This is a genomic window from Pseudarthrobacter sulfonivorans (genome assembly GCF_024391045.1).
Classification (GTDB): domain Bacteria; phylum Actinomycetota; class Actinomycetes; order Actinomycetales; family Micrococcaceae; genus Arthrobacter; species Arthrobacter sulfonivorans_B.
Map to the genome: position 1 here is coordinate 1 of NZ_JANFCZ010000004.1, position 24950 is coordinate 24950.

Genomic DNA, 24950 nt, shown 5'->3' on the forward strand with positions numbered 1-24950 from the left:
AACCTTGACCTTCTGGCCCGGGTAGATGATGGAGCGCATGTTCAGGCCATTCCAGCTGAAGATGTCGGAGAGGCTGACATTGTGGCGGGCCGCGATGGCGCCGAGCGTATCCCCGGACTTCACGGTGTAGCTGCCGCCGGTGCTGGCCAGCGCCGGGGCGGCCGGGGCTGCAGCAGGGGCCGGTGCCGCCGGAGCTGAGGCCGACCCGGTCAACTTAATCTTCTGGCCGGGGTAAATGATCGTATTCGGCTGAAGGTTATTCAAGGCCAGGACTTCGCCGGTGTTCAGGCCGAACTTCCCGGCGATGGCGCTGATGGTGTCACCGCGGGCAATGGTGTATTCGGCCGGGGCGGATGGCTGGGCCGGCTTGAAGGACGCCGGAATGCTCGAGGAAACTGAAGCCGCCGGAATGATTGCTGCCCTGGCTTCCGCAGCCTGGGCTTTCATGGCTGCCGCAAGTGTTGCCGGGATGGCCCGGGCAGGTGCCTCAGCCGAGGCCGGTTGGGCAATGGCCAGGGACGACAACACAACCGCTGGAAGCGCCGCTGTGGTGGCCGCAATGATGGGCAGACTCGGCCGGGGAGCCAGTTTTGGCGAGCGGGACGTCGTCATGGAAAGAATCCTCTTCTTTAACTGCCGGGGGACGGTGATGCTGTAATTGCCGGAACGGTAATACGTGTGACTATTGATACTAGTGTTACTTAAGTTATTGCTGTTACAAATGTGATCTATGTGAATCTCTCACGAATTTTCCCATAGCACAAGAAGTGGCGCGGTCCGGTATATGCCCTTTTCCGGAGTGTCGGCCGATTCCCCCTGCATGCGCTGCCAGACGACTAGGCGGCAAGGCTTCGGTCGTGGCAACCTTGATCCGTGAGTAACGTAGAAAGCCTTGTGGGCGAGTGGCTGCCCCTGCCTGATGTCGCGGAGTTGTTGGACGTTTCGATTACGAAAGTCCACAGCCTTATTGATGAACGTGCGCTGGCGGCGCTGCGCGTGGGGGAACGGCGGATTCGGTCCGTTCCGGCAGCATTCATTCAGGACGGACAGGTTGTCGATAGCCTGCGCGGAACCATTGTGGTCCTGGCCGATGCCGGCTATTCGGACGAGGACCTTATTGTGTGGCTGTTCACCGCTGATGATTCCCTGCGCGGCCGGCCAATCGATGCCCTCCGGGAAGGCCGAAAAACCGAAATCAGGCGCAGGGCGCAGACTCTCGCCTGGTAATGCTGGGGATCCCGGCCGCGCTGGAATGAGTCAGCGCTGCCGGGTCCCGGCGCCGTGATGGCTCCGCGTGGCGCGGCCCTTCCCGAAGCAGGAGTCAGGCGGCGCGGCTCACAGTGGCTTCGGCCAGCCGTCGCAGGGCCGTCTTAGGCAGTTCGTCGAGCGGCAGCCCGTCCAGGGCCTCATACGCAGCCGCGCCGTATTGGTCGATCAGCAGTTCGGTGGCCTGCAGCGCGCCGGATTCTTCAATAATCCGGCGGATCTCGGCAACGTCTGCATCATCCAGGTCCGGACTCCCGAGCCTTGAATCAATAAACGCAGATTCCGGTGCCGACGCCTGTTCCAGCGCGAGGGCTATCAGCACGGTCCTTTTGCCTTCGCGGAGATCGTCCCCGGCAGGCTTGCCGGTGGTGACGGGGTCGCCGAAGACGCCCAGAACGTCGTCACGGAGCTGGAACGCCTCACCCAGTGGCAGGGCAAAGGCCGAATAGCCGCGGAGAAGGTCATCCGAGGCGCCGGCCAGGGCGCCGCCGAGCGCCAACGGATGTTCGGTGGAATACTTCGCGGACTTGAACCGGATGATCGACTGGGCCCGTGTCACAGCCCCGGCCCGGTCCCGGACGGGGCCGGCGACTTCTTCGAGGATGTCCAGGTATTGGCCGGCCATCACCTCGGTGCGCATGAGGTTGAAGATCAGCCGCGCCCTGCTTCCGGACGCCGCCTGGCCGCCGATATCAGTGAAGGCCTCTTCACTGAAGGACAGGCACATGTCCCCGGTCAGGATGGCCGCCGCGTGTCCGAACCGTTCGCTGTCCAGGGCCCAGCCCTGGTCGTCGTGCAACTGGCTGAAGCGGCGGTGCACGCTGGGGCCACCCCTGCGGGTGTCCGAACGGTCAATGATGTCGTCATGGATGAGGGCGGCCGCCTGGAACAGTTCCAGCGCGGACCCCGCCGTGACGATTTCCCTGGCCTCGGGTTCGCCGCCGGCGGCCCGCCAACCCCAGTAGCACATGAGGGCCCGGAGCCTCTTGCCACCGGTCACAAGGTTGGAAATTGACCCCATGAGCGGTTCGATGTCCGGCGAAATCCCGGCGACGAGGGACTGCCGCGTAGTGAGGAAATCTGTCAGTTCGCCGGCAACTGCGGCGACGAAGGCGGTCTGCTCAAGCCTTAGCTGCTCCGAAACCGTCACTTGGCTGACTCAACTGCCACGTTGGCGCCGATGGTGAACGTCGAAACGCCGGCCGCCTCGACTACCGCAACGTTGACGGTCTCATTGTCGTTCCGGACGAAATCCTTGGAAGCCACCGTTCCCACCGCATCTCCGGGCACGGCTTTGAACCCCTGGCCCTCAAGGTGTTTGGTGTAGAAGTCCATGACCGCGGCGGTGGGAGCGGTGATGCTCGCAACCAGAGCCGCGGTGGCGGGCTGTTTGGCCTTATCCAGGCTGCTGGAAATCACCGTGGCGCCGGGCATCACGGGTATCAGCGATTCGGGAAATCCTTCCACGATCTTTCCCACCGTGGCAGAGGTTCCGGGTGACGGCGTCGGGCTCGCCGATGCCGTGACGGTAGACGTGCTGGACGCGGCAGCGGACGTGCCGGCAGACGATGAGGTCACGTCGGGGGCCGCGGGACTGCAGGCGGCAAGGGCCAGCATTGCGCCGGCGGCGAGGACCGCTAATCCTGTTGGCTTAAGATTTTTCGTGACCGTCACAGGGACTTTCCTCCTGGGGTTGATGCCGGGCTCAGCCTCCAGTTTAGTCAGTACCTGCAGATAGAATTGCCTTCGTGGGGCCTGAGCGGAATAACCAGTACACCGAAGCGGGCCTTCGCGAGCTCCGGCGCAACTGCATCATGCACGTGGACATGGACGCGTTTTTCGTGTCAGTTGAGCTGCGGACCCGGCCGGAACTCCGTGGGAAGCCCGTCATTGTGGGATTCCCGGCGGACCGCTCCGTGGTCCTGTCAGCCTCGTATGAGGCCCGTGCGTTCGGCGTGAAATCCGCCATGCCCATGGTGGTGGCAGCCCGGATGTGCCCCCAGGCGGTCATCATCGAGCCGCGCCATAAGTTGTACTACGAAGTGTCCGCCCAGCTGATGGAAATCTTCCAGTCGATCACGGACCTCGTGGAGCCGCTCAGCGTTGATGAAGCCTTCCTGGACGTGGGAGGTGCCATCAGGCGGCTGGGGCCCCCGCGTGAAATCGGCGAACTGGTGCGACGCCGCGTTGCTGCCGAGCTGGGCATCACGGCGTCCGTTGGGATAGCAGCCAGCAAGTTCGTGGCCAAGATTGCGTCCACGCGCTGCAAACCGGATGGCCTGTTGCTGATCGGGCCGGATGAGACGGTGGCCTACCTCCACAGCCTGCCGGTTGGGGCTTTGTGGGGAATCGGGGCCAAGACCGCAGACGTGCTGGCCCGGATGGGCATCCGGACGGTGGCGGATGTGGCAGCCACGCCTGTGGCTTCCCTAAGGAAAGTGCTCGGCGCCACTGGTGAGCACGTCCACCGGCTCTCGTGGGGTATCGACCCGCGACCAGTGACCCCGGTGCGGCTGGAAAAGAGCATCGGCGCGGAGGAGACCTTCGCTGTGGACACCGCGGACAATGCCATCATCAGCCGCGAGTTGCTGCGGCTGGCTCATCGCACTGCCGGCCGCTTGCGGAGTTCAGGAACTGTGGCACGGACGGTGGCGTTGAAGCTGCGCTACGCCGATTTCTCGACCATAACCAGGAGTCGCACGGTGCATACACCCGTGGACAGTGCACAGCTGATCCATGGGGTGGCACTTCAGCTCCTGGAATCCCTGGGGCCTCGCCCCATGACCGTGCGGCTGGTCGGAATCCGGGCGGAGCAGCTGGAAGAGGCTGCCCAAACCTCGCTGCAGCTGAGCTTTGACCGCAGGGATGACAACTGGCGCGCCGCTGAACAGGCACTGGACCAGGTCAGCCGGAAGTTCGGCAACAAATCGGTCCTGCCCGCCAGTCTGCTGGACCCCGGCGGCCAGCGCTGAGAGGCATTTCGGGACCGCTTTCATGGCGCCGGGGAGGGGGATGGCCGTCTTTCAGAACAGGCTCCGACAAACTATCCTTATATGTACATAGTTTTCAGTTACTGCCGGACTTCTTGGACGCGCTGCCGTTCCAATCACCCTCATGCCGGTGTTCGCAATCCGCCACCGTTGGCGGTTGGGAACCTCCAGGGCATGTGGGTCGTTATTGGAGCAGGAGTACGGGATGGGACCAGCCCGGACGTTGGCCTACATAAGGAGGTCGTGATGCCGCTCTCGGAGCACGAACAGAAGCTGCTCGAGCAGCTGGAGAAGCAGCTGCACGAGGACGATCCGAAGTTCGCAAACAGCATGGGATCGGATCCTGGACGTACATGGTCCACCCGGCACCTTGTCATCGGTGTCCTTGCCGCTTTGGCGGGCATCGCGCTGCTCCTGGTTGGCGTTACCACTCAGATCATCATTGTTGGCGTCCTGGGCTTTGTGGTTATGGGCGGCGGCGTCTACTTCGCCACCATGCGCAACGCGTCCGGCTCCAAGGCGGCCTCCGCCGCCGGCAAGTCCGGGAAGCCGCGGAGTTCCTTTATGTCCAGCCTCGAGGAGCGTTGGGACGAGCGTCGCCGCGACGACTCCTAAGGCCCGCCTCCAACCGCTCCACTTCTCTCCCACCCGGCTCCTGTTGCTGGGTGGGGCCGCCACCGAAGACCCGCTCCGGCGGGTCTTCGGCGTTTAACGGCAGCACCAGCCGCCCAAGTGGGTAGCAGCAGATGTTCGTCTGAGGCCTTTTAACGACACCTGCTGCTACCTACTTGGGGGAGTGCGCACTTGGGGGAGGGCCCGACGGCGGTTGGGGACGCCGCAGGGGAGGGCGCGACGGCGGCGCGGACCGCCGTCGGCCGCTCGCCTTCAGGCAGGCGCATTTTCGCTCCCCGGGCCCTCCACTTCCATCCACCGCGCGGTTCCGCGCCAGGTGGCGGAAAAGTTCAGCAAAAGGGGGCCGAAGGAGCCCATTTTGCATTGACTGTGGGGGAAAGTGGAGTAATGTGGAGGACATAAGAGGGTAGTTGCAACATTAGGGGATGTGCAGTTCCTGACGGCAGACAGGCGGTGGGCCAGTGTTTCTTGGCACGCACTCGCCGCGTTTGGACGAAAAGGGACGAATTATCCTCCCCGCCAAGTTCCGCGAGGAACTTGCCGCCGGGCTGGTTCTCACACGGGGCCAGGAGCGTTGTATCTACGTCTTCAGTGAGCAGGAATTTGCGAGGGTCCACGAGCAAATGCGGGAGGCGCCCATCTCCTCCAAGCAGGCCCGTGATTACATTCGTGTCTTTCTCTCTGGAGCCTCGGACGAGGTACCTGACAAGCAGGGGCGCGTGACCATTCCGGCGGCGCTCCGGGAGTACGCAGGCCTCGGCAGGGAACTGGCCGTCATTGGCGCAGGAACCCGCGCCGAGATCTGGGACGCCCAGGCGTGGAACGAGTACCTGGCAGAGAAGGAAACCGCTTTCTCTGAAACCGACGACGCCATTCCGGGGATTCTCTAATCACCTGAACGGCACTGCAGACCGCTTCTTGAACGAGATCTCCAGCCGCCCATCGGCGCAGTCAACCTGGCTCACTTCCCCGGAGCCAGGCGGACAGGACGATAGGCGCGGATGGGGATCTGGCTTAAGAAGCATCCCGGATACCCGCCGACTGAGAGGACGAAGGCATGAATGACCACCCGAAGCCGACGTCCGAACGCCATGTGCCGGTCCTCAAGGACCGGTGCATCAATTTGTTGGCGCCAGGTTTCGAGGCGGCGCGCCTCCGGGGCGAAACTCCCATCGCGATTGACGCGACGCTGGGCATGGGCGGTCATTCCGAAGCGATGCTGGAGCGTTTCCCGGACCTCCACCTGATCGGCATCGACCGCGACGAAGAGGCCCTGGCGCTGGCGGGGGAGCGGCTGGCCCGTTTCGCTGACCGCACGGACCTGGTGCACGCCGTCTACGACGAAATTGCCGACGTCCTCGAGGACCTCGGCGTGGACGAGGTCCACGGCATCCTGATGGATCTCGGGGTTTCATCACTCCAGCTCGACGAGCGTGAACGCGGTTTCGCCTACTCGTTCGACGCGCCCCTGGACATGCGGATGGACACCAGCCGCGGACAGACGGCGGCGGATGTGGTCAACAACTACAGCGAAGAGGACCTGGTCCGGATCATCCGGAAGTGGGGCGAGGAGAAGTTCGCCGGCCGGATCGCCAACAGGATCGTGGCCGCACGGGCCCTCGAACCGTTCACCACCACCGGCGAACTCGTGGAGCAGATCCGCTCGGTGGTTCCCGCCGGTGCTGCCAAATCCGGCGGCCATCCGGCGAAACGGACCTTCCAGGCTCTGCGGATCGAGGTCAACGAGGAACTCGACGTGCTGGAACGGGCAATTCCCGCGGCCGTGGAAGCCCTGGCCCTGGGCGGACGCATCGTGGTGATGTCCTACCACTCCCTCGAGGACAAGATCGTGAAGTCCGTCTTCCAGGCCGGCTCCAAATCCTCGGCTCCGCTTGGATTCCCGGTGGAACTGGAAGAACACAAACCAGCCCTCAAAACCCTGACCAAGGGCACTGAGGTACCCACCGCCGTCGAAATCGCCGAAAACCCCCGCGCAGCTTCCGCCAGGCTGCGCGCCGTGGAACGCATCCGAGCCAGGAGAGAAGCATGAGCACCGCCGCTGTCAAGAACTTCCCGGTCCTCTCCGGCAGCAGCGCGCCTGCCCTCAGGACCCAGCCTGCCGGGCCGGGCCGCAAGGAACGCACACCGCTTTCCGTGGTGCGCTCCGCGCCCAAGAAACGCCGTGCCCCGTTTGTGGTCATGTGCTTCGCCCTGCTGGCCGTGGCCCTGGTGGCCGTGCTGGTCCTCAATATCTCGGTGTCCACCTCCCAGTACCAGCTTGTGGAACTCAGGAGCAAGCAGAGCACGCTCACCAAGCAGAACCAGGATCTGACACAGCAGCTCCAGAACTTCGAAGCTCCCCAGAATCTCGCCGCCAAGGCTACAGACTTGGGAATGGTAGCTTCCACCGTCAAGGGACAGATCGACCTCTCCACCCTGACCGTCACGGGCAAGGCAACACCTGCCGTGAAGGGCGCCGCTGCCGGAGCCGTCATTCCGGCGCCGGCAGTCGCCGGGGTGCTGACCGTCGTTCCGCCGGTGACAGCCTCCGAACCGTCCGCGAGCCGCAAACCCGCCACTGAAGATGCTGCTGCGGCTGCCGCAGCAGCTGCGGCGGCACCCGCTGCAGCGCCGACGGCGGCCCCGGCACCTCCGGTACCGGCCGTCGATCTCCACGGCGGTTCGGTCCCGGCGCCGGAGCAGAAGGTGCCGGGGCAGTAACTGGCGGCCGCTGAAAAGCAGCCGGTCAGGCAGGAAGGCCAGGTGTCCGGCCGGGCACCGCAGCAGGCATCAAGGCGAGCAGCAAGGGATTACGGTGGCGCAGACGACCGGCAACGCAAGGGATGTCAAGGCGCCGAACGCCACCAAGCGGTTGCGCCTCGGCCTGGGGGTCATGCTCACGCTGCTGTTGGTGGTGGGCGGCAAGCTCTTTATGGTCCAGGGCTTGGACATCGGGGGGATGGCTGCGGCCGCCCTTGACTACCGCATGCGCGAAACCACCCTGCCCGCAGAGCGCGGCAGCATCCTGGACGCCAACGGCACAGTCCTCGCCAACAGTGTGATCCGGTACAACGTGGTGGTGGACCAGACCGTCAATACCAAAACCGAGACCTTTAAGCGCTTCGAAAAAGTCGATGGCAAAGACAAGCTCGTGGACGTCAGCCGCGAGCAGGGGCTGACCGAACTGGCCTCGGTCCTGGGCATGAGCCAGGATGCCATCCGCGAAGCCGTCACCGGCAAACAGCGGTACTACATCGTGGCCAAGGACCTGAAACCGGACGTCGAGCTCAAAGTCTCGAAGCTCAGTATCCCGGGCGTGGACACTGTGGGCGTCAGCAAGCGCGTCTACCCGAACGGCTCCGTGGCCGGCGGCATCATCGGGTTCCTGCAGGACGGCACCACCGGTACGGCCGGAATCGAGCAGACCCAGGACGGCCTGCTGCGCGGCGAAGACGGCAAACGGCTCTTCGAAATCGGTGCCGACGGCCTCAGGATCCCCGTGGGTGTGGATGAACTGACGCCGCCGAAAGACGGCAAGAACGTCAAACTCACGCTGAACTCGGACCTTCAGTACTTCGCCCAGCAGGCCATCCAAAGCCAGAGCGACAAACTCGGTGCGGAGTGGGGCAGCATCCTGGTCATGGATGTCAAGACGGGGAACATTGTGGCCATGGCCGACACCAATTCGCCTGACCCGAATGATCCCGGCCGGGTGGCCGCCAAGGACCGCGGGGTCCGCACCGTGACGGCAGCCTACGAGCCGGGGTCCGTGCAGAAGATGATCACTGCCTCGGCGCTCATCGATGAGGGAAAATCCAGCCCCCTGGACACCTTCACGCTCCCGCCGTCGTACACAATTGACGGCCAGACCTTCACGGACGCCTTCACCCACGGGACCGAGGAACGCACGCTTGCCGGCATCCTGGGTTACTCCATGAACACGGGAACCGTTGCGGCCGGCTCCCGCCTGACCAAGGAGCAGCGCTACGACTGGCTGCGGAAGTTCGGCATAGGAGAGGCGCCGGACATCGGACTCCCTGCCACCGCGTCCGGCATCCTCGCGCCGGCGGACCAGTGGGACAGCCGCCAGCAGTACACGGTGCTCTTCGGCCAGGGCGTCTCCCAGTCCACACTGCAGACGGTCCGCGCCTTCCAGACCATCGCCAACAACGGCGTGATGCTTCAGCCCCGCCTGATCGACTCATACGTTTCAGCAGACGGCACCGAGGAAAAAGTCGCCCCGCAGCCGACACGGCAGGTGGTCTCGGACAACACCGCCCGGCAGGTCCGGGACATCCTGGAAAGCGCTGTGACCGAGGGCCAGATCAAGGACGCCGCCATTGACGGCTACCGTGTTGGCGCCAAGACCGGAACATCAGAGTCTCCGTGCGACGACGGCAAGTCCGGCTTCTGCGGCTACACGGCCTCCATGGTGGGGATGGCGCCGATGGATGATCCGCGGTTTATTGTGGAGGTGGTCCTGCAGCGTCCCAAGGGCAGCATTTACGGCATCACCAATGGTCCGGTCTTCCGGTCGGTCATGAGCCAAACATTGCGCACCTTCAACGTGCAGCCGTCCACCGGCGAGCCGGCAAGGCTGGCGCAGTTCGCCAAGTAATGCCAGGCAGTCACACTTCGCCGCCCGCACCGGGGTTCTCTTCGCGCGGGTTTGATCCACTAGCACCATCGGAGATTTTCTTTGTCAGAGCAGAACACACCAGGCAGCACCACCGGGGCCGCAGGGGAGTCGGCCGCCCGGTTCAGGCCGACGGCGGTGGCTGCCGTCCACCTGGACAGCATCGGGGAAGCCGTTGGAGTGCCGGTCCCGGGTGTCTCGGCCGCAGTGGGTGTCACAGGAATCTCGCTTAATTCACGCACGGTGGAACCCGGCGACCTCTACGTAGCGCTCCCGGGTGCTTCCCGCCATGGGGCCGACTTTGCCCACCAGGCGGTGGAACGGGGTGCAGTGGCGGTCCTGACCGACGACGCCGGGGCCCGCCTGCTGGCTTTGTCGGCCGACGCTTCGGTGCCTGTGCTCGTGGTGGACGGTCCGCGCAACGTGGTGGGTCCCCTGTCCGCCATGATCTACCGGAGCCAGCCGCCCGCAGGCCACCCTCCGCACCTGTTCGGAGTGACCGGAACGAACGGCAAGACCACCACGACGTACTTCATCAATGCGCTCCTCCGCGCACTGGGACAACGGACCGGCCTGATCGGAACAATCGAAATCCTCGCCGGGGGTGACCCCATTCCCAGCCTCCTCACCACGCCTGAGTCGACGGACGTTCACGGCCTGCTGGCGCTCATGCGGGAGCGGGGCCTTGACGCCGCCTCCATGGAGGTGTCCTCCCACGCCATTTCCTTCCAGCGCGTCGACGGGGTGGTCTTCGACGTCGCCGGGTTCACCAACCTGACCCAGGACCACCTGGACCTGCACGGCACCATGGACGAATACTTCGCCACCAAAGCGGAACTCTTTACCTCCCGCCGCTCCCGTGCGGCTGTGGTGACGGTCGACGACGAGTGGGGACGCAGGCTCGCAGCTGCGGCCGGGATCCCGGTCATCACCCTCGCAACCACCACCGGCAGCGGTCCCGCTGACTGGACCGTCACCGCCACCCAAGCCCGCGGGCTTGGTACCGAGTTCACGCTCAGCGGTCCCGGGGACGCGCGGCTGCAGGTCCACACAGGCCTGCCCGGCGCCTTCAACGTCGCCAACGCGGCGCTGGCCACCGTGATGGTCCTGGCCGGCGGTGCGGACACCGCCGCTGTCCAGGCCGCCCTGGCAAACCACGATCCCTTCACCGTGGCCGTACCGGGCCGCATGCAGCTAATCTCCGAGGGACCGGCCGCCGTCGTCGATTTTGCCCACAACACCGACGCGCTGGCCCGTGCGCTCGAGGCTGTCCGTTCACCGGTTCCGGGATCCCGGGTGATCGTGGTCTTCGGTGCCACCGGACAGCGGGACCAGGGGAAACGGCCGGCCATGGGGGCTGTGGCCGCCCGGCTCGCTGACGTTGTCATCATCACGGATGACGACCCCCATGATGAAGATGCGGCCAGCATCAGGGCGGATGTCCTCGCCGGGGCCCGCGCCGCCCGGGAAGAGGAAAGTCTTGACTGCGTCATCGAGGAAATCCATCCCCGTGATGCCGCCATCAAACGTGCCGTCGAGCTGGCCCGGCTCCAGGACACCATCCTGGTGGCCGGCCGGGGACATGAGGTCTGGCAAGAGGTGAAAGGCGTCAACCTGGCCCTCGATGACCGGGTGGAACTCCGGAACGCCTTGACAGCCAGGGGATTCACGGTTCTCCAAGACGAGCGGATAGAGTCCTAGACCGAGATGATTGCATTTACTGCGGCGGAAATCGCCGAAATCACAAACGGCCGCCTGGACGCCGACCCGGGGGTCACCCCGCAATCGGTGGTCACTGATTCGCGCGATGCGATCCCCGGGGCGCTCTACGTCGCAAAACCCGGCGAGCACGCGGACGGGCACGACTTCGTCGCAGCCGCCTTCAACCAAGGGGCCGTGCTGGCCCTCGCGGAGCGTCCTGTTGCCGGGCCCGACGGCGTGGACTATCCCGCAGTCCTGGTCCAGGACGCAGTGTTGGCCATGGGCGCGCTGGCTGCAGAAGCCGTCCGCCGGCTCCGTGCCGCCCGCGCCGCGGCCGGCGAAACCCTGACCGTCGTCGGTATCACGGGCTCGGCAGGGAAGACCACCACGAAGGACCTCCTCGCAGGGATCCTCACCACACAGGGCAACACCGTGGCGCCGCAGGGCTCCTACAACGGCGAAGTGGGCGTGCCGCTGACGGTCTTCCGCGCCACGCCGGAGACGCGCTACCTCGTGATCGAAATGGGTGCCACCGGCATCGGGCACATCCGCTACCTGGCCGACATGGTCAAGCCGGACATCGGGGTTGTCCTGTGCGTCGGCACAGCCCACGCGGGGGAGTTCGGCGGCGTCGAAAACATTGTGCTTGCCAAGGGCGAACTGGTGGAGGCGCTGACGGCCTCGGGCACGGCCATCCTCAACCTTGACGACGACCGCGTCGCGGGCATGCAGCCCCGCACGGTGGCGACCGTCCTTGGATTCTCGGCCGAGGACCGCCCTGAAGCGGCCGTGCGGGCCGTCAACCCGGACACAAACGCCTTCGGCCACCCGGAATTCGACCTTGTCCTCCCCGGTGCTGACCTGACCGGCGCTGAAACAGGCCTGCACGTGAGCAGCGGCCTGATCGGCGCCCACCATACGGGCAACCTCCTGGCCGCCGCAGCGGCCGCGCACGCGGCCGGTGTAGCCGGGGAAGCCATCGTTGCGTCCCTCAACGCCCAGACACCCGCCAGCCGCTGGCGGATGGAACGCACCGAACGGGCCGACGGCGTCACGGTCATCAATGACGCCTACAACGCCAATCCGGAGTCCATGCGCGCTGCCCTGCGGACGTTGGCCGATCTGGGCCGCGGTCGCCGCACCTGGGCCGTGCTGGGAGCCATGCTTGAGCTGGGGCCCGACTCCATCCGCGAGCACACCGCCGTGGGAACCCAGGTGGTGCGGCTGAATATTTCGCGGCTGGTGGTTGTGGGCCGCGAGGCCAGGGCCCTCTACGTTTCCGCCGTCCAGGAAGGCTCCTGGGGCGACGAATGCGTGTTTGTCGAAACAGCCGAGGACGCCTATTCGCTCCTCGAGGCCGAACTCGAACCCGGGGATCTGGTGCTGTTCAAGTCCTCCAACAGCGTCGGGCTTCGGCACTTGGGTGATCGGATAGCATTACCCCCACAATCCACGGAACCTGCCGAAGAAAGGAGCGAGCTGCTGTGATTGCACTTTTGATCGGCGCTGGACTTGCACTGCTGTTCGCCCTGGTGGGGACTCCTCTGTTTATCCGCCTGCTCGTCAGCAAGAGCTACGGCCAATTCATCCGCGATGACGGACCCACGTCGCACCACACCAAACGCGGCACGCCCACCATGGGCGGAACAGTGGTGGTGGGGTCAGTCCTCCTCAGTTATGGACTGACCCACCTGATCATGTGGATGATGAACCCGGCGTCCGCCGGCCCAACGGCATCGGCACTCATCCTGCTGTTCCTGATGGTCGGCATGGGGCTGGTGGGCTTCCTCGACGACTTCATCAAGATCTCGCGCCAGCGCAGCCTCGGTCTGGACGCCAAGGCCAAACTTATCCTCCAAGCCGCCGTAGGCATCGCCTTCGCCATCCTGGCGCTGAACTTTCCCGACCCCGAGGGACTCACCCCCGCGTCCACAAAGATCTCCCTGGTCCGGGACATTCCGTGGCTGGACCTGGCCTTCGGCGGCACGGTGGTGGGCGCCATCCTGTTTGTCCTCTGGTCCAACCTGATCGTGACGGCGGCGACCAACGGCGTCAACCTGACGGACGGCCTGGACGGGCTCGCCGCCGGTGCCTCGGTTATGGTCTTCGGCGCTTACACCCTGATGGGAATCTGGCAGAACAACCAGGCCTGCGGATCGCCGCGTGAAGCCGGCAGCGGCTGCTACACCGTGCGCGACCCCCTGGACCTGGCCCTCCTCGCGGCGATCCTCAGTGCTGCCCTGGTGGGCTTCCTGTGGTGGAACACCTCACCCGCCAAAATCTTCATGGGCGATACCGGCTCCCTGGCCATCGGCGGCGCCATTGCAGGCTTCGCCATCCTGTCCCGCACCGAACTCCTGCTGGGCATTGTTGGCGGCCTGTTCGTCCTGATTACCCTCTCGGTGATCATCCAGGTGGGCTACTTCAAACTAACCGGCGGCAAAAGGGTCTTCAAGATGGCACCGCTGCAACACCACTTCGAACTTAAAGGCTGGGCCGAAGTCACCGTGGTGGTCCGTTTCTGGATCCTGGGCGGGCTCTTTGTGGCCGTGGGCCTGGGCGTCTTCTACGCTGAATGGGTTGTGCTCCTGTGACTGTTTCCGCCCGCCTGCAAAACCTTGTCACCTGGGACTCAGACTGGGCAGGCCTGCGGGTCGTGGTCACGGGCATCGGAGTCTCGGGGTTCGCCGCTGCGGATACCCTCATTGAACTCGGCGCCCGCGTGGTGGTGGTCGACGCCGCCACCACGGACACTGCCAAGGCCCAGGCAGACACCCTGAAGATCGTCGGTGCCGTGGACGTTCTCCTCGGTGAGGAAGCCGTCAGCAGGATTCCGAAGGTGGAGGGCAGTTTCCCCGACCTCATCGTCACCTCGCCGGGCTGGCGTCCCGACCAGGCGCTCCTCGCCGCTGCCACACGCGCGCACATCCCTGTGTGGGGCGACGTCGAACTTGCCTGGCGGCTGCGCGTCCGCGAAGGGCACAAAACCGCGGACTGGCTGACGATCACCGGTACGAACGGCAAGACCACCACGGTGGGGCTGACGGCGTCGATGCTGCAGGCCGCAGGACTGAAGGCCATTGCCGTAGGGAACGTGGGCACACCCATCCTGGATGCTCTCCGCGACCCCGTTGACTACGACGTCTTCGCTGTTGAGCTGTCCAGCTTCCAGCTGCACTGGGCTGAATCCCTGTCTCCCGTGGCCAGCGTGTGCCTGAACGTGGCCGAAGACCACGTCGACTGGCACGGTTCCTACAACTCCTACCTGGCCGACAAGGCAAAGGTCTACGCGCGGACGCAGAAGGCGTGCATCTACAACGCCGAGCAGATCGAAACCGAAAGAATGGTGGAGGACGCCGACGTGGTTGAGGGCTGCCGGGCCGTCGGCTTCACCACGGTCACCCCGGCCATCAGCATGCTCGGCGTGGTGGAAGGCCTCCTGGTGGACCGCGCCTTCATTGAGCAGCGCAAGGACAGCGCCGCGGAGCTCGCCTCGATCACGGACCTCGGACAGATCGCTCCCCGCCACATGGTGGCGAACGCCCTGGCCGCAGCGGCCCTGGTGCGAGCCTACGGAGTGGACGCGCAGGCGGTTCGCCGGGGCATCCAGGACTACGTGCCCGGCAACCACCGGATCCAGCAAGTGGCCCGCCTCAACGGTGTCCTCTGGGTAAATGATTCCAAAGCCACCAACCCGCACGCGGCCGCGGCATCGCTGACTGCCTTCGAGAATGTCGTCTGGATCGCAGGGGGACTCTCCAAGGGGGTCAGCTACGACGACCTGGTGCGCGCGCAGGCGGCACGGCTCAAAGCTGTGGTGCTCATCGGCCTCGACACCAATCCCTTGGCGGACGCCCTGCGGCGACACGCGCCGGATGTCCCCGTGATCCATACTCCGGCGGGCGAAACTGAGACTATGCAGGCTGCCGTAACGGGCGGAGCCATCCCGGCCGGCTCTCCGGTTTCCGGAGACGACGTGATGCGCCGGGCCGTTGCGTCAGCGGCGCAGCTGGCCGCATCAGGCGACACCGTCCTGATGGCACCGGCGGCTGCTTCCATGGATCAGTTCTCTTCCTATGCTCACCGCGGCAACGCCTTTATCGAAGCTGTCCGCGAGCTGGTGGAAGGGCAGGCCAAGACCGGCGAGGAGTAACAATGGTCAGCACGCCCACCCGGCCGAAGGCTTCCAGGCCCCGCGCCGGGAAACCCGCGTCGCCCGGGGCAACGGGACCGGGAGCAGCCAGGCCCGCCTCCTCCGGCGCCAAAGGGAACCGGCCCAACCTGCCGGCCCGGATCAGGGGCTGGTACCGGGGCTTCTGGTCTGCCTTGGAAGGCAACGGGACATCACGGAACGGCTCCACGTACTACCTCATCCTGGGCTCCACGCTGGCCCTCACGGCCATCGGCATCATGATGGTGCTCTCGGCTTCCAGCGTTGAATCCATCGCGGCCGGAAAGTCGCCGTACGGCGACGCCCTCAAGCAGGGCATGTTCGCCGCCCTCGGCATCTTTGTGATGTTTGTCCTTTCCCGGATCAACGTGGTGTGGCTCAAACGCCTGGCGTGGCCGGTACTGGGCGCCACTCTGGTGGTCCTGGCGCTGGTCCAGCTGGTGGGTGACGAGGTCAACGGCAACAAGAACTGGATCGACCTGGGCGGCATCACCTTCCAGCCGTCCGAAGCATCAAAGCTTGCCCTGGCGCTCTGGATGGCCACGGTACTTGCCAGGAAAGGAAAGCTGCTTCGCCGCTGGCAGCATGTGCTGATTCCCGCCGTGCCGGCGGCAGGCCTGGTGATCGTGCTGGTGCTGCTGGGCAATGACCTCGGCACCGCCATGATCATCATGATGATCACGGCTGCAGCCTTGTTCTTTGCCGGCGTGCCGCTGTACCTCTTCGGTTTTGCGGCCGTGGCGGCCGCGGCAGGTACAGCCGTTATGGCCATCACCAGCTCCAACCGGATGTGCCGCATCACCTCCTGGTGGACCGGGCAGTCCTGCGCCGACGGCATCGACGCCAACTACCAGGCCACCAACGGGCTGTACGGACTCGCGTCCGGAGGCTGGTTCGGCGTTGGCCTTGGCCAGAGCCGGCAGAAGTACAGCTGGATTCCGGAAGCCCACAACGACTTCATTTTTGCCATCATCGGCGAGGAACTCGGCCTGGTAGGCACCGTCGTCGTGCTTGTCCTTTTTGCCATCCTCGGAGCAGCCATTTACCGTGTGGTGGTGGCGCAGGAGGACATGTTCCACCGTGTCCTGGCCGGCACCATCATGGTGTGGCTGCTGGGGCAGGCGACTGTCAACATGGCCGTGGTGACGGGGCTTATGCCCGTCATCGGGGTGCCCCTGCCGTTCATTTCCTACGGCGGCTCGGCGTTGCTGATGTCCCTCTGTGCCATCGGGGTGGTGCTGTCGCTGGCCCGGGAACAGATGGCCCCCGCCCTGCGGCCCAAGAGAATGCTGAAGTTCGGCGCCAAGAAGGCCGGGAAATCCACCCGGCGCACCAAAACCGCAAGAAAGCGTACCTAGCACCAGATGACTTCCCAGAACCTGTCCATTGTCCTGGCGGGTGGCGGCACCGCCGGCCACATCAGCCCGCTCCTGGCGATCGCCGCTGCCCTCAGGTCCGCCTCGCCGGGGGCCAGGTTGCTGGCCGTGGGCACACCCGCGGGCATGGAGACCCGCCTTGTGCCCGCGGCCGGAGTGGAACTCGCCACCATCGACCGGGTGCCCTTTCCGCGCAAACCCTCGGTGGACCTGCTGAAGCTGCCTGCCCGACTGGCCGGGGCGGTGCGCCAGTCCGGGCGCATCCTGGACGAGGCATCAGCTGACGTTTTGGTGGGTGTGGGCGGCTACGTCTGCACACCCCTGTACCTCGCGGCCCGCCGGCGCGGGATCCCCATCGTGATCCACGAAGCCAACACCAGGCCAGGGCTGGCCAACCGCGTAGGGTCACTGCTGACCCGCCACGTGGCCACCGCCTTCGACACCACACGCCTGCGGCATGCCCGCCACGTCGGCATGCCCATGCGGACCGAAATCTCCGGCCTCGACCGGGACGCGGCACGGGCAGCTGGGCGTGAAGCACTGGGCCTGGACGCGCACAAGCCCACGCTCATTGTGACCGGCGGGTCCTCCGGCGCCCAGAGCATCAACCGGGCGGTGGCTGAAGCGGCACGGGACCTGGGCGCTGCCGGAATCCAGACGCTCCACATCACCGGCCGCGGCAAAACCGTGATGGGGCCCGACGGCGGCCCTCTCACCGCTGACGGGTACCGGCAGGTTGAGTACGTGGATGGCATGGAGTGTGTCTACGCTGCCGCGGACCTCCTGTTGGCGCGGTCCGGGGCCGCCACCGTCTGCGAAGTCGCTGCTGTTGGAGTCCCGGCCGTCTTTGTCCCGCTGCCCATCGGCAACGGCGAGCAGGCACTGAACGCCGCCGGACTGGTCAACGCCGGGGGAGCGGTCCTGGTCCAGGACAAGGAGTTCACCGCGCAGTGGATCATGCGGGAACTGATCCCGCTGGTGACCGATTCCGGCCGCCTGGCCGCAATGGCCACCAATTCCCGCCGGCTCGGAATCAGAAACGCCGACCAGCGCATGGCTGGTCTTGTCCTGGAAGCGGTGTCCGCATGACCCCCGCAAGCGTCCGCAGCCAGGAGTCCCTGGGCCGCGTCCATTTCATCGGCATCGGCGGCGTCGGAATGTCCGCCGTGGCCCGCATCATGGTGGCCCGGGGAGTCACCGTCAGCGGCTCCGACGCCAAAGACCTGCCGGTCATGGCGGAGCTGGCGGCCGCCGGTGCCCGCATCGCCGTCGGTTATGGCGCAGCCAACCTGGGCGACGCCCAGACGGTGGTGGCGGGATCGGCCATCCGGGCTGACAACCCCGAACTGGTGGCTGCACGCGAGGCCGGCCTGCCCGTGCTGCACCGGTCCGAGGCCCTGGCCGCGACCATGGGGGATGACCTCGTGGTGACCATCGCGGGAACCCACGGGAAGTCCACCACCACCTCCATGATCACGGTCCTCCTGCAGGAAGCCGGGCTCGACCCCTCCTTCGCCATCGGTGCCAATGTGCCGTCGCTGGGAGTCAACGCGGCTCACGGCACGTCCGGCATTTTTGTGGCCGAGGCGGATGAATCCGACGGGTCCTTCCTGAACTACCGGCCCAGGATCGCCGTGGTCACCAACGTCGAACCCGACCACCTGGACCACTACGGGACCGCCGAAGCCGTGTATGAGTCCTTTGACCGCTTCACCGGGCTGCTGCCCGCCGACGGCGTCCTGATCGCCTGCGCGGATGACGCCGGTGCCCTCGCCCTCGCGGAGCGCACGCGGGCCCGCGGGAACACCAGAGTGGTCCTCTACGGAACCTCGGACACCTCCGATCTGGTCCTGCACGACGACGGTCCCGGAGCCGTGGCGGTATCTGCTCCGGCCGGCCGGTTCGCCCTGCAGCTGCAGGTCCCCGGCCGGCACAACGCGCTCAACGCCGCCGCTGCCGTTGCCGTGGCCCTGGAGCTGGGCGTCGACGCCGATGCTGCCGCGCGGGCACTGTCCCACTTCTCGGGTGCGTCGCGGCGTTTCGAACTGAAGGGGGAAGCCCGGGGCGTGCGGGTTTTCGATGACTATGCCCACCATCCCACCGAGGTCCGCGCAGCCCTGACCGCGGCCCGGTCCGTGGCAGGCGGGCACCACGTCCACGTCCTGTTCCAGCCGCACCTGTTCTCACGCACCCGGGAGTTCGCCCATGAATTCGCCGACGCCCTGAACCTGGCAGACACTGCCCTGGTGCTGGACATCTACCCTGCCCGTGAAGATCCCATCCCCGGCGTGACCAGCCAGCTGATTGCCGACCATCTGGGACCGGGCGGTCGACGGGTGGACCCCGCGGAAGCGGTGGCCTCCCTCGCACGGGCTGCCGGTCCGGGCGATATCATCCTGACCGTCGGAGCGGGCGATGTAACAGGCTTCGGGCCGCAGATCGTGCAGGCACTCGGTGGGTAGCCCGCGCCGCCCCACCTACGCTTCACCGGCCCGGCGGCAGGCTGCGGCCGGAACGCCGTCGGCAGAACCGGACACCATCTCCGCCTCCAAGAGCGCGCCGGACGCGCCTTCCACGCCCGGGCCCAAAAAGGGAAAGAATCCGGGGCCGGGGCCCTCCCGCGGGAAGACGCCGCCGGCCAGCGACAACGTCCTCGTTTTTCCCGAACCGCCGGCAAAGCGCCGGAAGCGCCACCTCCTGGTCGCCGCGGGTACGGTCCTGGGGCTGGTTGCGGCGCTCCTGGCCATCGCCATCTTTTCGCCCGTCCTGGCAGTGGGCACCATTTCGGTGACGGGCACCAAACTGGTCACAACGGACCAGGTCCGGGCTGCCCTGGAGCCGTTGAAGGGGAAACCGCTTCCGCAGGTCAACGACGACGAGGTCCGACGCATGCTCGAGCCGCTGGTCCAGATAAAGTCCGTGTCCACAAAGGCACGCCCGCCGTCGGAACTGGTGGTGCAGGTGCTCGAACGCGTCCCGGTGGCCTTGGTCAAGCAGGCGGAGCAGTACCAGTTGGTGGACGTGGACGGCGTGGTGCTGGGCACCACAGCGGATCCCGCATCGGTTGCCCTGCCCGTGATCGACGGCGGTGCCGGCACCATCGGCAAGGACCTCTTCCAAGCCACCGCCCAGGTGCTCGGCGCACTCCCGCCCGATGTGCTGTCCAAGCTCTCCAACGCATCCGCGCAATCGGTGGATGCCGTGGAGCTGAAGCTGGTGGACGGTCAGACGATCATCTGGGGCAACGCGGGGGAGAAGGAGCTCAAGGCCAAAGTCCTCGCCGCGCTGCTGAAGGTGCCGGCGGACCCGAAGAACCCCGTGCGCGTGTACGATGTGAGCGCGCCCCGGCATCCGGTGACGCGTTGAACCTGCTCTCCCGGCACCTGCAAACTTTCCCGGTATTCCCGCGACACGCGGCGCCGGTTATTGAATGTCAGAACCAGAGGAAATAGCGTTCCAGACATGAGTTACTTGACATAACTATAACCTTCAACTCGAAGGTTAAGGTTGCAAGCTTCAAGCCCGACTCCACAGTTTTCGCAATAGGACACGAACAAGGGACACGTAACGTGGCAGCTCCGCAGAATTACTTGGCCGTCATCAAGGTCGTCGGCATCGGCGGCGGTGGCGTGAACGCAGTCAACCGCATGATCGAGGTCGGCCTTCGGGGTGTCGAGTTCATCGCCATCAACACAGATGCCCAGGCACTGTTGATGAGTGACGCCGACGTCAAGCTCGATGTCGGGCGCGAGCTGACACGCGGGCTTGGTGCAGGGGCCAACCCTGAGGTGGGCAAGCAGGCCGCGGAGGACCACGCTGACGAGATCGAAGAGGTCATCCGCGGCGCCGACATGGTGTTCGTGACGGCCGGCGAAGGCGGCGGCACCGGAACCGGCGGCGCTCCCGTGGTGGCCCGGATAGCCCGTTCCCTCGGCGCCCTGACCATCGGCGTGGTCACCCGTCCCTTCACCTTCGAGGGCCGCCGCCGTGCCGGCTCGGCCGAGGCGGGCATCGACGCCCTCCGCGACGAGGTGGACACCCTGATCGTGATCCCCAACGACCGCCTCCTTTCCATCAGCGACCGCAACGTCTCCGTCCTGGACGCTTTCCGTTCCGCTGACCAGGTCCTGCTGTCCGGTGTCCAAGGCATCACGGACCTCATCACCACCCCCGGCCTGATCAATCTGGACTTCGCCGACGTCAAGTCCGTCATGCAGGGTGCCGGCTCGGCCCTCATGGGCATCGGCTCCGCACGCGGTGAAGACCGTGCCGTGAAGGCGGCGGAGCTGGCCATCGCCTCCCCGCTGCTCGAAGCGTCCATCGACGGCGCCCACGGCGTGCTGCTGTCCATCCAAGGCGGATCCGACCTCGGACTCTTCGAAATCAACGAGGCGGCCCGCCTCGTCCAGGAAGTGGCCCACCCGGAAGCCAACATCATCTTCGGTGCCGTCATTGACGATGCCCTTGGCGACGAGGCCCGCGTGACGGTCATTGCGGCCGGTTTCGATGACGTGAAAGCCACCTCGCCCTCCATGGACCAGTCGCAGCCGCAGGTTGCACCGCAGAGGCCCGCCGCGGCCCCTGCACCGGCCCAGGCACCCACGTCCGGCGGCAGCCACCAGCTGAACGCGCAGCCCATCCACGCCGGTGTCGGCGCGTCCGGGCTGAGCAATTGGGGGCAGCAGCGCCCGTCCGCCGTTCCGGCGGACTCGGGCTTCGACGTCGACCTCCCTTCAGTGGTGGAGCCGGATCTTTCGGGGAACCGCGCCGATGACCTGGATGTCCCCGACTTCCTGAAGTAGGGCACGGCTTGTTCCTTTGGCGGGCTGAAGTCTCACCTGGTGTGAATGTGGCCTTCACGGACATCCATGCCGGCAATCTCGCCCTGCACGTCGGTGACGACGCTGCCGAGGTCCGGCGGCGCCGCGGAGAGCTGGAGGACGCCGCCGGCCTGGCCCCGCAGTCCCTGCGGTTCATGGACCAGGTCCACGGCTCAGCGGTGGAAATGATGGACGCAGGCTCCGCCACGCCCACCGCGGACGGCATGGTGTCCCGGGGGCTGCCTCTCGCCGTAATGGTGGCTGACTGCATCCCGGCGGTGCTGGTGGGGCAGGGCCCCGGCGGGGAGCCAGTCCTGGCCGCCGTGCACGCAGGCCGGCCGGGCGTAGCCAGCGGCATCCTCACCGCCGCGGTGGAACGCATGCGGTCCGCGGGTGCCACCGGCATCCGGGCCTGGCTCGGGCCGTCAATCTGCGGCAACTGCTACGAGGTTCCTACCGACCTCCGTGCGCAGGTGGCCGAGCGCGTGCCGGCAACGTGGTCTGAAACATCCTGGGGGACTCCTGCGCTTGACCTGCCGGCCGGAGCCCGCAGCCAGCTGGAGTCCGCCGGGGTTGTTGTTGAATACGCCGGGCCGTGCACACTCGAAAGCGATCAGCTGTTTTCCTACCGCAAGTCCGCCACCACCGGGCGCTTTGCCGGTCTGGTGTGGTGCGATGAGTGACGGGGTGGCGGTGGACGACGCCGCACGCGTAGCCGAACTGGCTGAACGGCTGGCGAAGGTTCAGCGTCGGATCGAATCGGCCACGGCTGAGGCAGGGCGCGGCCATGAGCTGCCCACCCTGATCGTGGTCACCAAATTCCATCCTGCCGCGGACATCAGGCGCCTGGCCGCCCTTGGCGTACGCGACGTCGGCGAAAACCGTGATCAGGAAGCCTCAGCCAAGGCGGCGGAACTGGCCGACCTCCCGCTGCACTGGCATTTCGTCGGGCAGCTGCAGAGCAAAAAAGCCAAGTCCGTGGCCAGGTACGCGCACGCCGTCCATTCCATCGACCGGCCTGCCCTGATCGATGGACTGGAACGCGCCATCGCCGTGGAGCAGGACCTGACCGGCCGCGGCCCCCTGCAGTGCTTCATCCAGGTCAGCCTCGATGACGACGCCGGAGCGCACCGCGGCGGCGCCGCGCCGGGTGAGATCCCGCTCCTGGCTGACCGGATGGCCGCGGCAGACGGGCTCGAATTGGCAGGCGTCATGGCCGTCGCCCCCCTCGGGGCCGATCCCGAGGCGGCCTTCGAAAAACTCGCCGCCATTTCTGCGTCCCTGGTGGCCGTGCATCCGGCTGCAACCTCCATCTCTGCCGGCATGAGCCAGGATATGGAAGCGGCAATCAGGTTCGGGGCGACACACCTGCGAATCGGTTCCGATATTCTCGGATCGCGTCCTGACGTGGGGTAGCGTCGACAACATAGGAAGCGAGTGGCGGGGGATTCCAGTGCTGTCAAGTTATTGGGCGGCCCGCCTAACGGACACGATTAGGAGTCGACCATGGCCGGCGCTCTGCGCAAGACAATGATCTATCTTGGGCTCGCCGACGGCGACGAACACTACGAGTCCGAGCCCACCACAACACGTAAGGACGAGGACGAGTCAATGGAAGCTGAGCGCGAGGAACGCCGTGCCCCTGCACCGGTTCGCGAAGTCAGCCGTGAATCCGTCCACGCCCCCGAAGAGGAATACCGCGCACCCGTGACCCCCATCAAGCGTGCGGCCTCGAGCCGCGAAGAAACGTCCGGACTCCGGCAGATCACCACGATCCACCCGCGGTCCTACAATGACGCCAAGCTCATCGGTGAGAGTTTCCGCGACGGCATTCCCGTCATCATGAACGTCACCGACATGGGCGAGGCCGACGCCAAACGGCTCGTGGACTTCTCTGCCGGCCTCGTCTTTGGCCTCCGCGGCAGCATCGAAAGGGTCACGAACAAAGTGTTCCTGCTCTCGCCGTCGTACATTGAGGTCATCGGCGATGACAAGAAGGTCAGTGAGACCCAGGCCAGCTTTTTCAACCAAAGCTAGCCACCAAGCTTATTGCTGATGCCAGGCAGGGACACCTGTCTGGCATCTGTGCTGAAATAGACAAGAAACGTTGGCAGGGCACTGCGGTATCCGGAATGGACATGGAGATATGAGTTAAGTCATGGGAATTGTTTTCGGACTTCTCTATATAGCCCTGCTGCTGTTCTTTGTCGCCCTGATCATCCGCCTGGTCTTTGACTGGGTGCAGATGTTCGCCAGGGAATGGCGCCCCCGCGGTGCCGCCCTCGTGGCTGCCCACACGGTGTATTCGGTGACGGACCCGCCATTGAAGGGGCTGCGCCGGGTCATCCCGCCGCTGAGGCTCGGCGGGGTAACCCTGGACCTCGGATTCCTGGTTCTCTTCATCGCGGTGAGCATCGCAATGGCGGTGACCAGGGGTTTCGCGTAATCTTCGACAAGACCTAGCAGTTCAGGGGCGGTTCCGGAAAGGAACTTTCCCCCTGGGTAGCGAAAGAAATCTCCAGTTTGACACCCAGTGTTGAATTAGAGGAACCAGACAAATTTTAGGTACCGTAGTTTTGACGGCCGGAAGGCCTACTGACTAACTAGACCAATGAGGTGACCAGATGGCTTTGACGCCAGAAGACGTTGTCAACAAGCGCTTTCAGCCGACCAAGTTCCGCGAAGGCTACGACCAGGACGAAGTTGACGACTTCCTGGACGAAATCGTTGTGGAACTCAGGCGCCTGAACCAGGAGAACGACGAGCTCCGTAAGAAGCTTGCCGAATCAGGTTCTGCCGTGCCGGCCAGCTCCGCTGCAGCCGCACCCGTGGTTGAGAAGGTCCCCGCTCCCGTCAAGGCCGACAAGGTCGAGTCCCCGGCGAAGCCCGAGGCCGAGACGAAGGTTCCCGAAGCTCCGAAGAAGAAGGAAGCCGAGCCCGCCGCCGTTGCTGCTGCCCCGGCCGCAGCCCCCGCACCCGCCGCCGGAAGCAGCGTCTCCGCGGAATCAGCAGCCGGCCTGCTTGCCATGGCACAGCAGATGCACGACCGTCACGTGGCCGACGGCCAGGCCCAGAAGGACAAGATCATCGCCGAGGCCCAGATCGAGGCCAGCAGCCTGGTCAACGACGCCCAGGAGAAGTCCCGCAAGATCCTCGGTGCCTTGGAGCAGCAGCGTTCCGTCCTCGAGCGCAAGGTCGAACAGCTCCGCGGATTCGAACGCGATTACCGTTCGCGCCTGAAGGCCTACATTGAAGGCCAGTTGCGCGATCTTGATGCCCGCGGTTCCGTCGCGGCGCCCGAGGTCGAAGCGAACTAGTCCGTCAAGCACGTATTCTGAAAGCCGGTGGCTGAGGATT

At 65.5% G+C, this 24950-nt stretch carries 24 protein-coding genes; 21 read left to right on the forward strand and 3 right to left on the reverse strand.

Features of this window, described 5'->3' with window-relative positions; genetic code table 11:
- On the reverse strand, window positions 1–612 hold a 612-nt coding region (locus NQJ30_RS03900), incomplete at its 3' end, for a LysM peptidoglycan-binding domain-containing protein (RefSeq protein ID WP_255768428.1).
- A gap of 261 nt (window positions 613–873) precedes the next feature.
- On the opposite strand from NQJ30_RS03900, the gene NQJ30_RS03905 reads away from it, so the two are divergent.
- A complete protein-coding gene (locus NQJ30_RS03905; RefSeq protein WP_255768429.1) occupies window positions 874–1227 on the forward strand; it encodes an Rv2175c family DNA-binding protein in 354 nt (117 codons plus the stop codon).
- Between the two features lie 94 nt (window positions 1228–1321).
- On the opposite strand, the gene NQJ30_RS03910 is transcribed toward NQJ30_RS03905, so the two are convergent.
- Window positions 1322–2416, reverse strand: coding sequence for a polyprenyl synthetase family protein (locus tag NQJ30_RS03910; protein ID WP_255768430.1), 1095 nt, complete (start codon window positions 2414–2416; stop codon window positions 1322–1324).
- A complete protein-coding gene (locus NQJ30_RS03915) occupies window positions 2413–2940 on the reverse strand; it encodes a hypothetical protein (RefSeq protein WP_255768431.1) in 528 nt (175 codons plus the stop codon). The genes NQJ30_RS03910 and NQJ30_RS03915 overlap by 4 nt, the downstream gene beginning before the upstream one ends.
- Before the next feature lie 74 nt (window positions 2941–3014).
- Between NQJ30_RS03915 and dinB the strand changes: the two genes are divergently transcribed.
- From dinB to NQJ30_RS04015, 20 genes are all read left to right on the forward strand, one after another.
- The gene (gene dinB, locus NQJ30_RS03920) at window positions 3015–4238 is read left to right on the forward strand and encodes a DNA polymerase IV (RefSeq protein ID WP_255768432.1); all 1224 of its coding nucleotides are present in this window, start codon (window positions 3015–3017) and stop codon (window positions 4236–4238) included.
- A gap of 264 nt (window positions 4239–4502) precedes the next feature.
- A complete protein-coding gene (locus NQJ30_RS03925; RefSeq protein WP_255768433.1) occupies window positions 4503–4871 on the forward strand; it encodes a DUF3040 domain-containing protein in 369 nt (122 codons plus the stop codon).
- 479 nt (window positions 4872–5350) lie between these two features.
- Window positions 5351–5779 carry a division/cell wall cluster transcriptional repressor MraZ gene (gene mraZ / locus NQJ30_RS03930; protein WP_190988940.1) on the forward strand — a complete coding sequence of 143 codons (429 nt, stop codon included), beginning with the start codon at window positions 5351–5353 and terminating at the stop codon, window positions 5777–5779.
- A gap of 167 nt (window positions 5780–5946) precedes the next feature.
- Entirely contained in the window at window positions 5947–6939 is a 993-nt protein-coding gene (gene rsmH, locus NQJ30_RS03935; RefSeq protein ID WP_255768434.1) for a 16S rRNA (cytosine(1402)-N(4))-methyltransferase RsmH, read from the forward strand.
- Window positions 6936–7610 carry a hypothetical protein gene (locus NQJ30_RS03940; protein ID WP_255768435.1) on the forward strand — a complete coding sequence of 225 codons (675 nt, stop codon included), beginning with the start codon at window positions 6936–6938 and terminating at the stop codon, window positions 7608–7610. The genes rsmH and NQJ30_RS03940 overlap by 4 nt, the downstream gene beginning before the upstream one ends.
- A gap of 94 nt (window positions 7611–7704) precedes the next feature.
- The gene (locus NQJ30_RS03945) at window positions 7705–9507 is read left to right on the forward strand and encodes a peptidoglycan D,D-transpeptidase FtsI family protein (RefSeq protein ID WP_255768436.1); all 1803 of its coding nucleotides are present in this window, start codon (window positions 7705–7707) and stop codon (window positions 9505–9507) included.
- Between the two features lie 81 nt (window positions 9508–9588).
- Entirely contained in the window at window positions 9589–11226 is a 1638-nt protein-coding gene (locus NQJ30_RS03950; protein WP_255768437.1) for a UDP-N-acetylmuramoyl-L-alanyl-D-glutamate--2,6-diaminopimelate ligase, read from the forward strand.
- 6 nt (window positions 11227–11232) lie between these two features.
- The gene (locus NQJ30_RS03955) at window positions 11233–12714 is read left to right on the forward strand and encodes a UDP-N-acetylmuramoyl-tripeptide--D-alanyl-D-alanine ligase (RefSeq protein WP_255768438.1); all 1482 of its coding nucleotides are present in this window, start codon (window positions 11233–11235) and stop codon (window positions 12712–12714) included.
- A complete protein-coding gene (gene mraY / locus NQJ30_RS03960; protein ID WP_255768439.1) occupies window positions 12711–13820 on the forward strand; it encodes a phospho-N-acetylmuramoyl-pentapeptide-transferase in 1110 nt (369 codons plus the stop codon). The genes NQJ30_RS03955 and mraY overlap by 4 nt, the downstream gene beginning before the upstream one ends.
- Window positions 13802–15379: a UDP-N-acetylmuramoyl-L-alanine--D-glutamate ligase gene (gene murD, locus NQJ30_RS03965; RefSeq protein ID WP_255768440.1), complete on the forward strand. Its 1578-nt coding sequence runs from the start codon at window positions 13802–13804 to the stop codon at window positions 15377–15379. The genes mraY and murD overlap by 19 nt, the downstream gene beginning before the upstream one ends.
- 2 nt (window positions 15380–15381) lie before the next feature.
- Entirely contained in the window at window positions 15382–16755 is a 1374-nt protein-coding gene (ftsW, locus tag NQJ30_RS03970) for a putative lipid II flippase FtsW (RefSeq protein ID WP_255768441.1), read from the forward strand.
- A gap of 6 nt (window positions 16756–16761) precedes the next feature.
- Window positions 16762–17862: an undecaprenyldiphospho-muramoylpentapeptide beta-N-acetylglucosaminyltransferase gene (gene murG, locus NQJ30_RS03975; protein ID WP_255768442.1), complete on the forward strand. Its 1101-nt coding sequence runs from the start codon at window positions 16762–16764 to the stop codon at window positions 17860–17862.
- A complete protein-coding gene (gene murC / locus NQJ30_RS03980) occupies window positions 17859–19235 on the forward strand; it encodes a UDP-N-acetylmuramate--L-alanine ligase (RefSeq protein ID WP_255768444.1) in 1377 nt (458 codons plus the stop codon). Before murG ends, murC begins: the two co-directional genes overlap by 4 nt.
- Window positions 19228–20139, forward strand: coding sequence for a cell division protein FtsQ/DivIB (locus NQJ30_RS03985; protein WP_255768445.1), 912 nt, complete (start codon window positions 19228–19230; stop codon window positions 20137–20139). The genes murC and NQJ30_RS03985 overlap by 8 nt, the downstream gene beginning before the upstream one ends.
- A 203-nt stretch (window positions 20140–20342) precedes the next feature.
- A complete protein-coding gene (gene ftsZ / locus NQJ30_RS03990; RefSeq protein ID WP_255768446.1) occupies window positions 20343–21575 on the forward strand; it encodes a cell division protein FtsZ in 1233 nt (410 codons plus the stop codon).
- Window positions 21576–21583: 8 nt separating this feature from the next.
- Window positions 21584–22276, forward strand: coding sequence for a polyphenol oxidase family protein (locus tag NQJ30_RS03995; RefSeq protein ID WP_255768447.1), 693 nt, complete (start codon window positions 21584–21586; stop codon window positions 22274–22276).
- Complete coding sequence (locus NQJ30_RS04000) at window positions 22269–23009, forward strand: YggS family pyridoxal phosphate-dependent enzyme (protein WP_255768448.1); 741 nt, start codon at window positions 22269–22271, stop codon at window positions 23007–23009. The genes NQJ30_RS03995 and NQJ30_RS04000 overlap by 8 nt, the downstream gene beginning before the upstream one ends.
- A gap of 90 nt (window positions 23010–23099) precedes the next feature.
- Window positions 23100–23630, forward strand: coding sequence for a cell division protein SepF (locus NQJ30_RS04005; RefSeq protein ID WP_255768449.1), 531 nt, complete (start codon window positions 23100–23102; stop codon window positions 23628–23630).
- Between the two features lie 121 nt (window positions 23631–23751).
- Complete coding sequence (locus NQJ30_RS04010) at window positions 23752–24039, forward strand: YggT family protein (RefSeq protein WP_255768450.1); 288 nt, start codon at window positions 23752–23754, stop codon at window positions 24037–24039.
- A gap of 178 nt (window positions 24040–24217) precedes the next feature.
- Window positions 24218–24910 (forward strand): DivIVA domain-containing protein, encoded by a 693-nt coding sequence (locus NQJ30_RS04015; RefSeq protein ID WP_255768451.1) that lies wholly within the window; start codon window positions 24218–24220, stop codon window positions 24908–24910.
- Window positions 24911–24950 lie beyond the last annotated feature (40 nt).

Bases quoted from the DNA above. Each gene is read 5' to 3' on its own strand.
- murC (WP_255768444.1), top strand. From the start codon at position 17,859: ATGACCCCCGCAAGCGTCCGCAGCCAGGAGTCCCTGGGCCGCGTCCAT.
- ftsW (WP_255768441.1), top strand. From the start codon at position 15,382: ATGGTCAGCACGCCCACCCGGCCGAAGGCTTCCAGGCCCCGCGCCGGG.
- murG (WP_255768442.1), top strand. From the start codon at position 16,762: ATGACTTCCCAGAACCTGTCCATTGTCCTGGCGGGTGGCGGCACCGCC.
- NQJ30_RS03925 (WP_255768433.1), top strand. From the start codon at position 4,503: ATGCCGCTCTCGGAGCACGAACAGAAGCTGCTCGAGCAGCTGGAGAAG.
- murD (WP_255768440.1), top strand. From the start codon at position 13,802: ATGGGTTGTGCTCCTGTGACTGTTTCCGCCCGCCTGCAAAACCTTGTC.
- rsmH (WP_255768434.1), top strand. From the start codon at position 5,947: ATGAATGACCACCCGAAGCCGACGTCCGAACGCCATGTGCCGGTCCTC.
- NQJ30_RS04005 (WP_255768449.1), top strand. From the start codon at position 23,100: ATGGCCGGCGCTCTGCGCAAGACAATGATCTATCTTGGGCTCGCCGAC.
- NQJ30_RS04015 (WP_255768451.1), top strand. From the start codon at position 24,218: ATGGCTTTGACGCCAGAAGACGTTGTCAACAAGCGCTTTCAGCCGACC.
- NQJ30_RS03955 (WP_255768438.1), top strand. From the start codon at position 11,233: ATGATTGCATTTACTGCGGCGGAAATCGCCGAAATCACAAACGGCCGC.
- NQJ30_RS04010 (WP_255768450.1), top strand. From the start codon at position 23,752: ATGGGAATTGTTTTCGGACTTCTCTATATAGCCCTGCTGCTGTTCTTT.
- NQJ30_RS04000 (WP_255768448.1), top strand. From the start codon at position 22,269: ATGAGTGACGGGGTGGCGGTGGACGACGCCGCACGCGTAGCCGAACTG.
- NQJ30_RS03940 (WP_255768435.1), top strand. From the start codon at position 6,936: ATGAGCACCGCCGCTGTCAAGAACTTCCCGGTCCTCTCCGGCAGCAGC.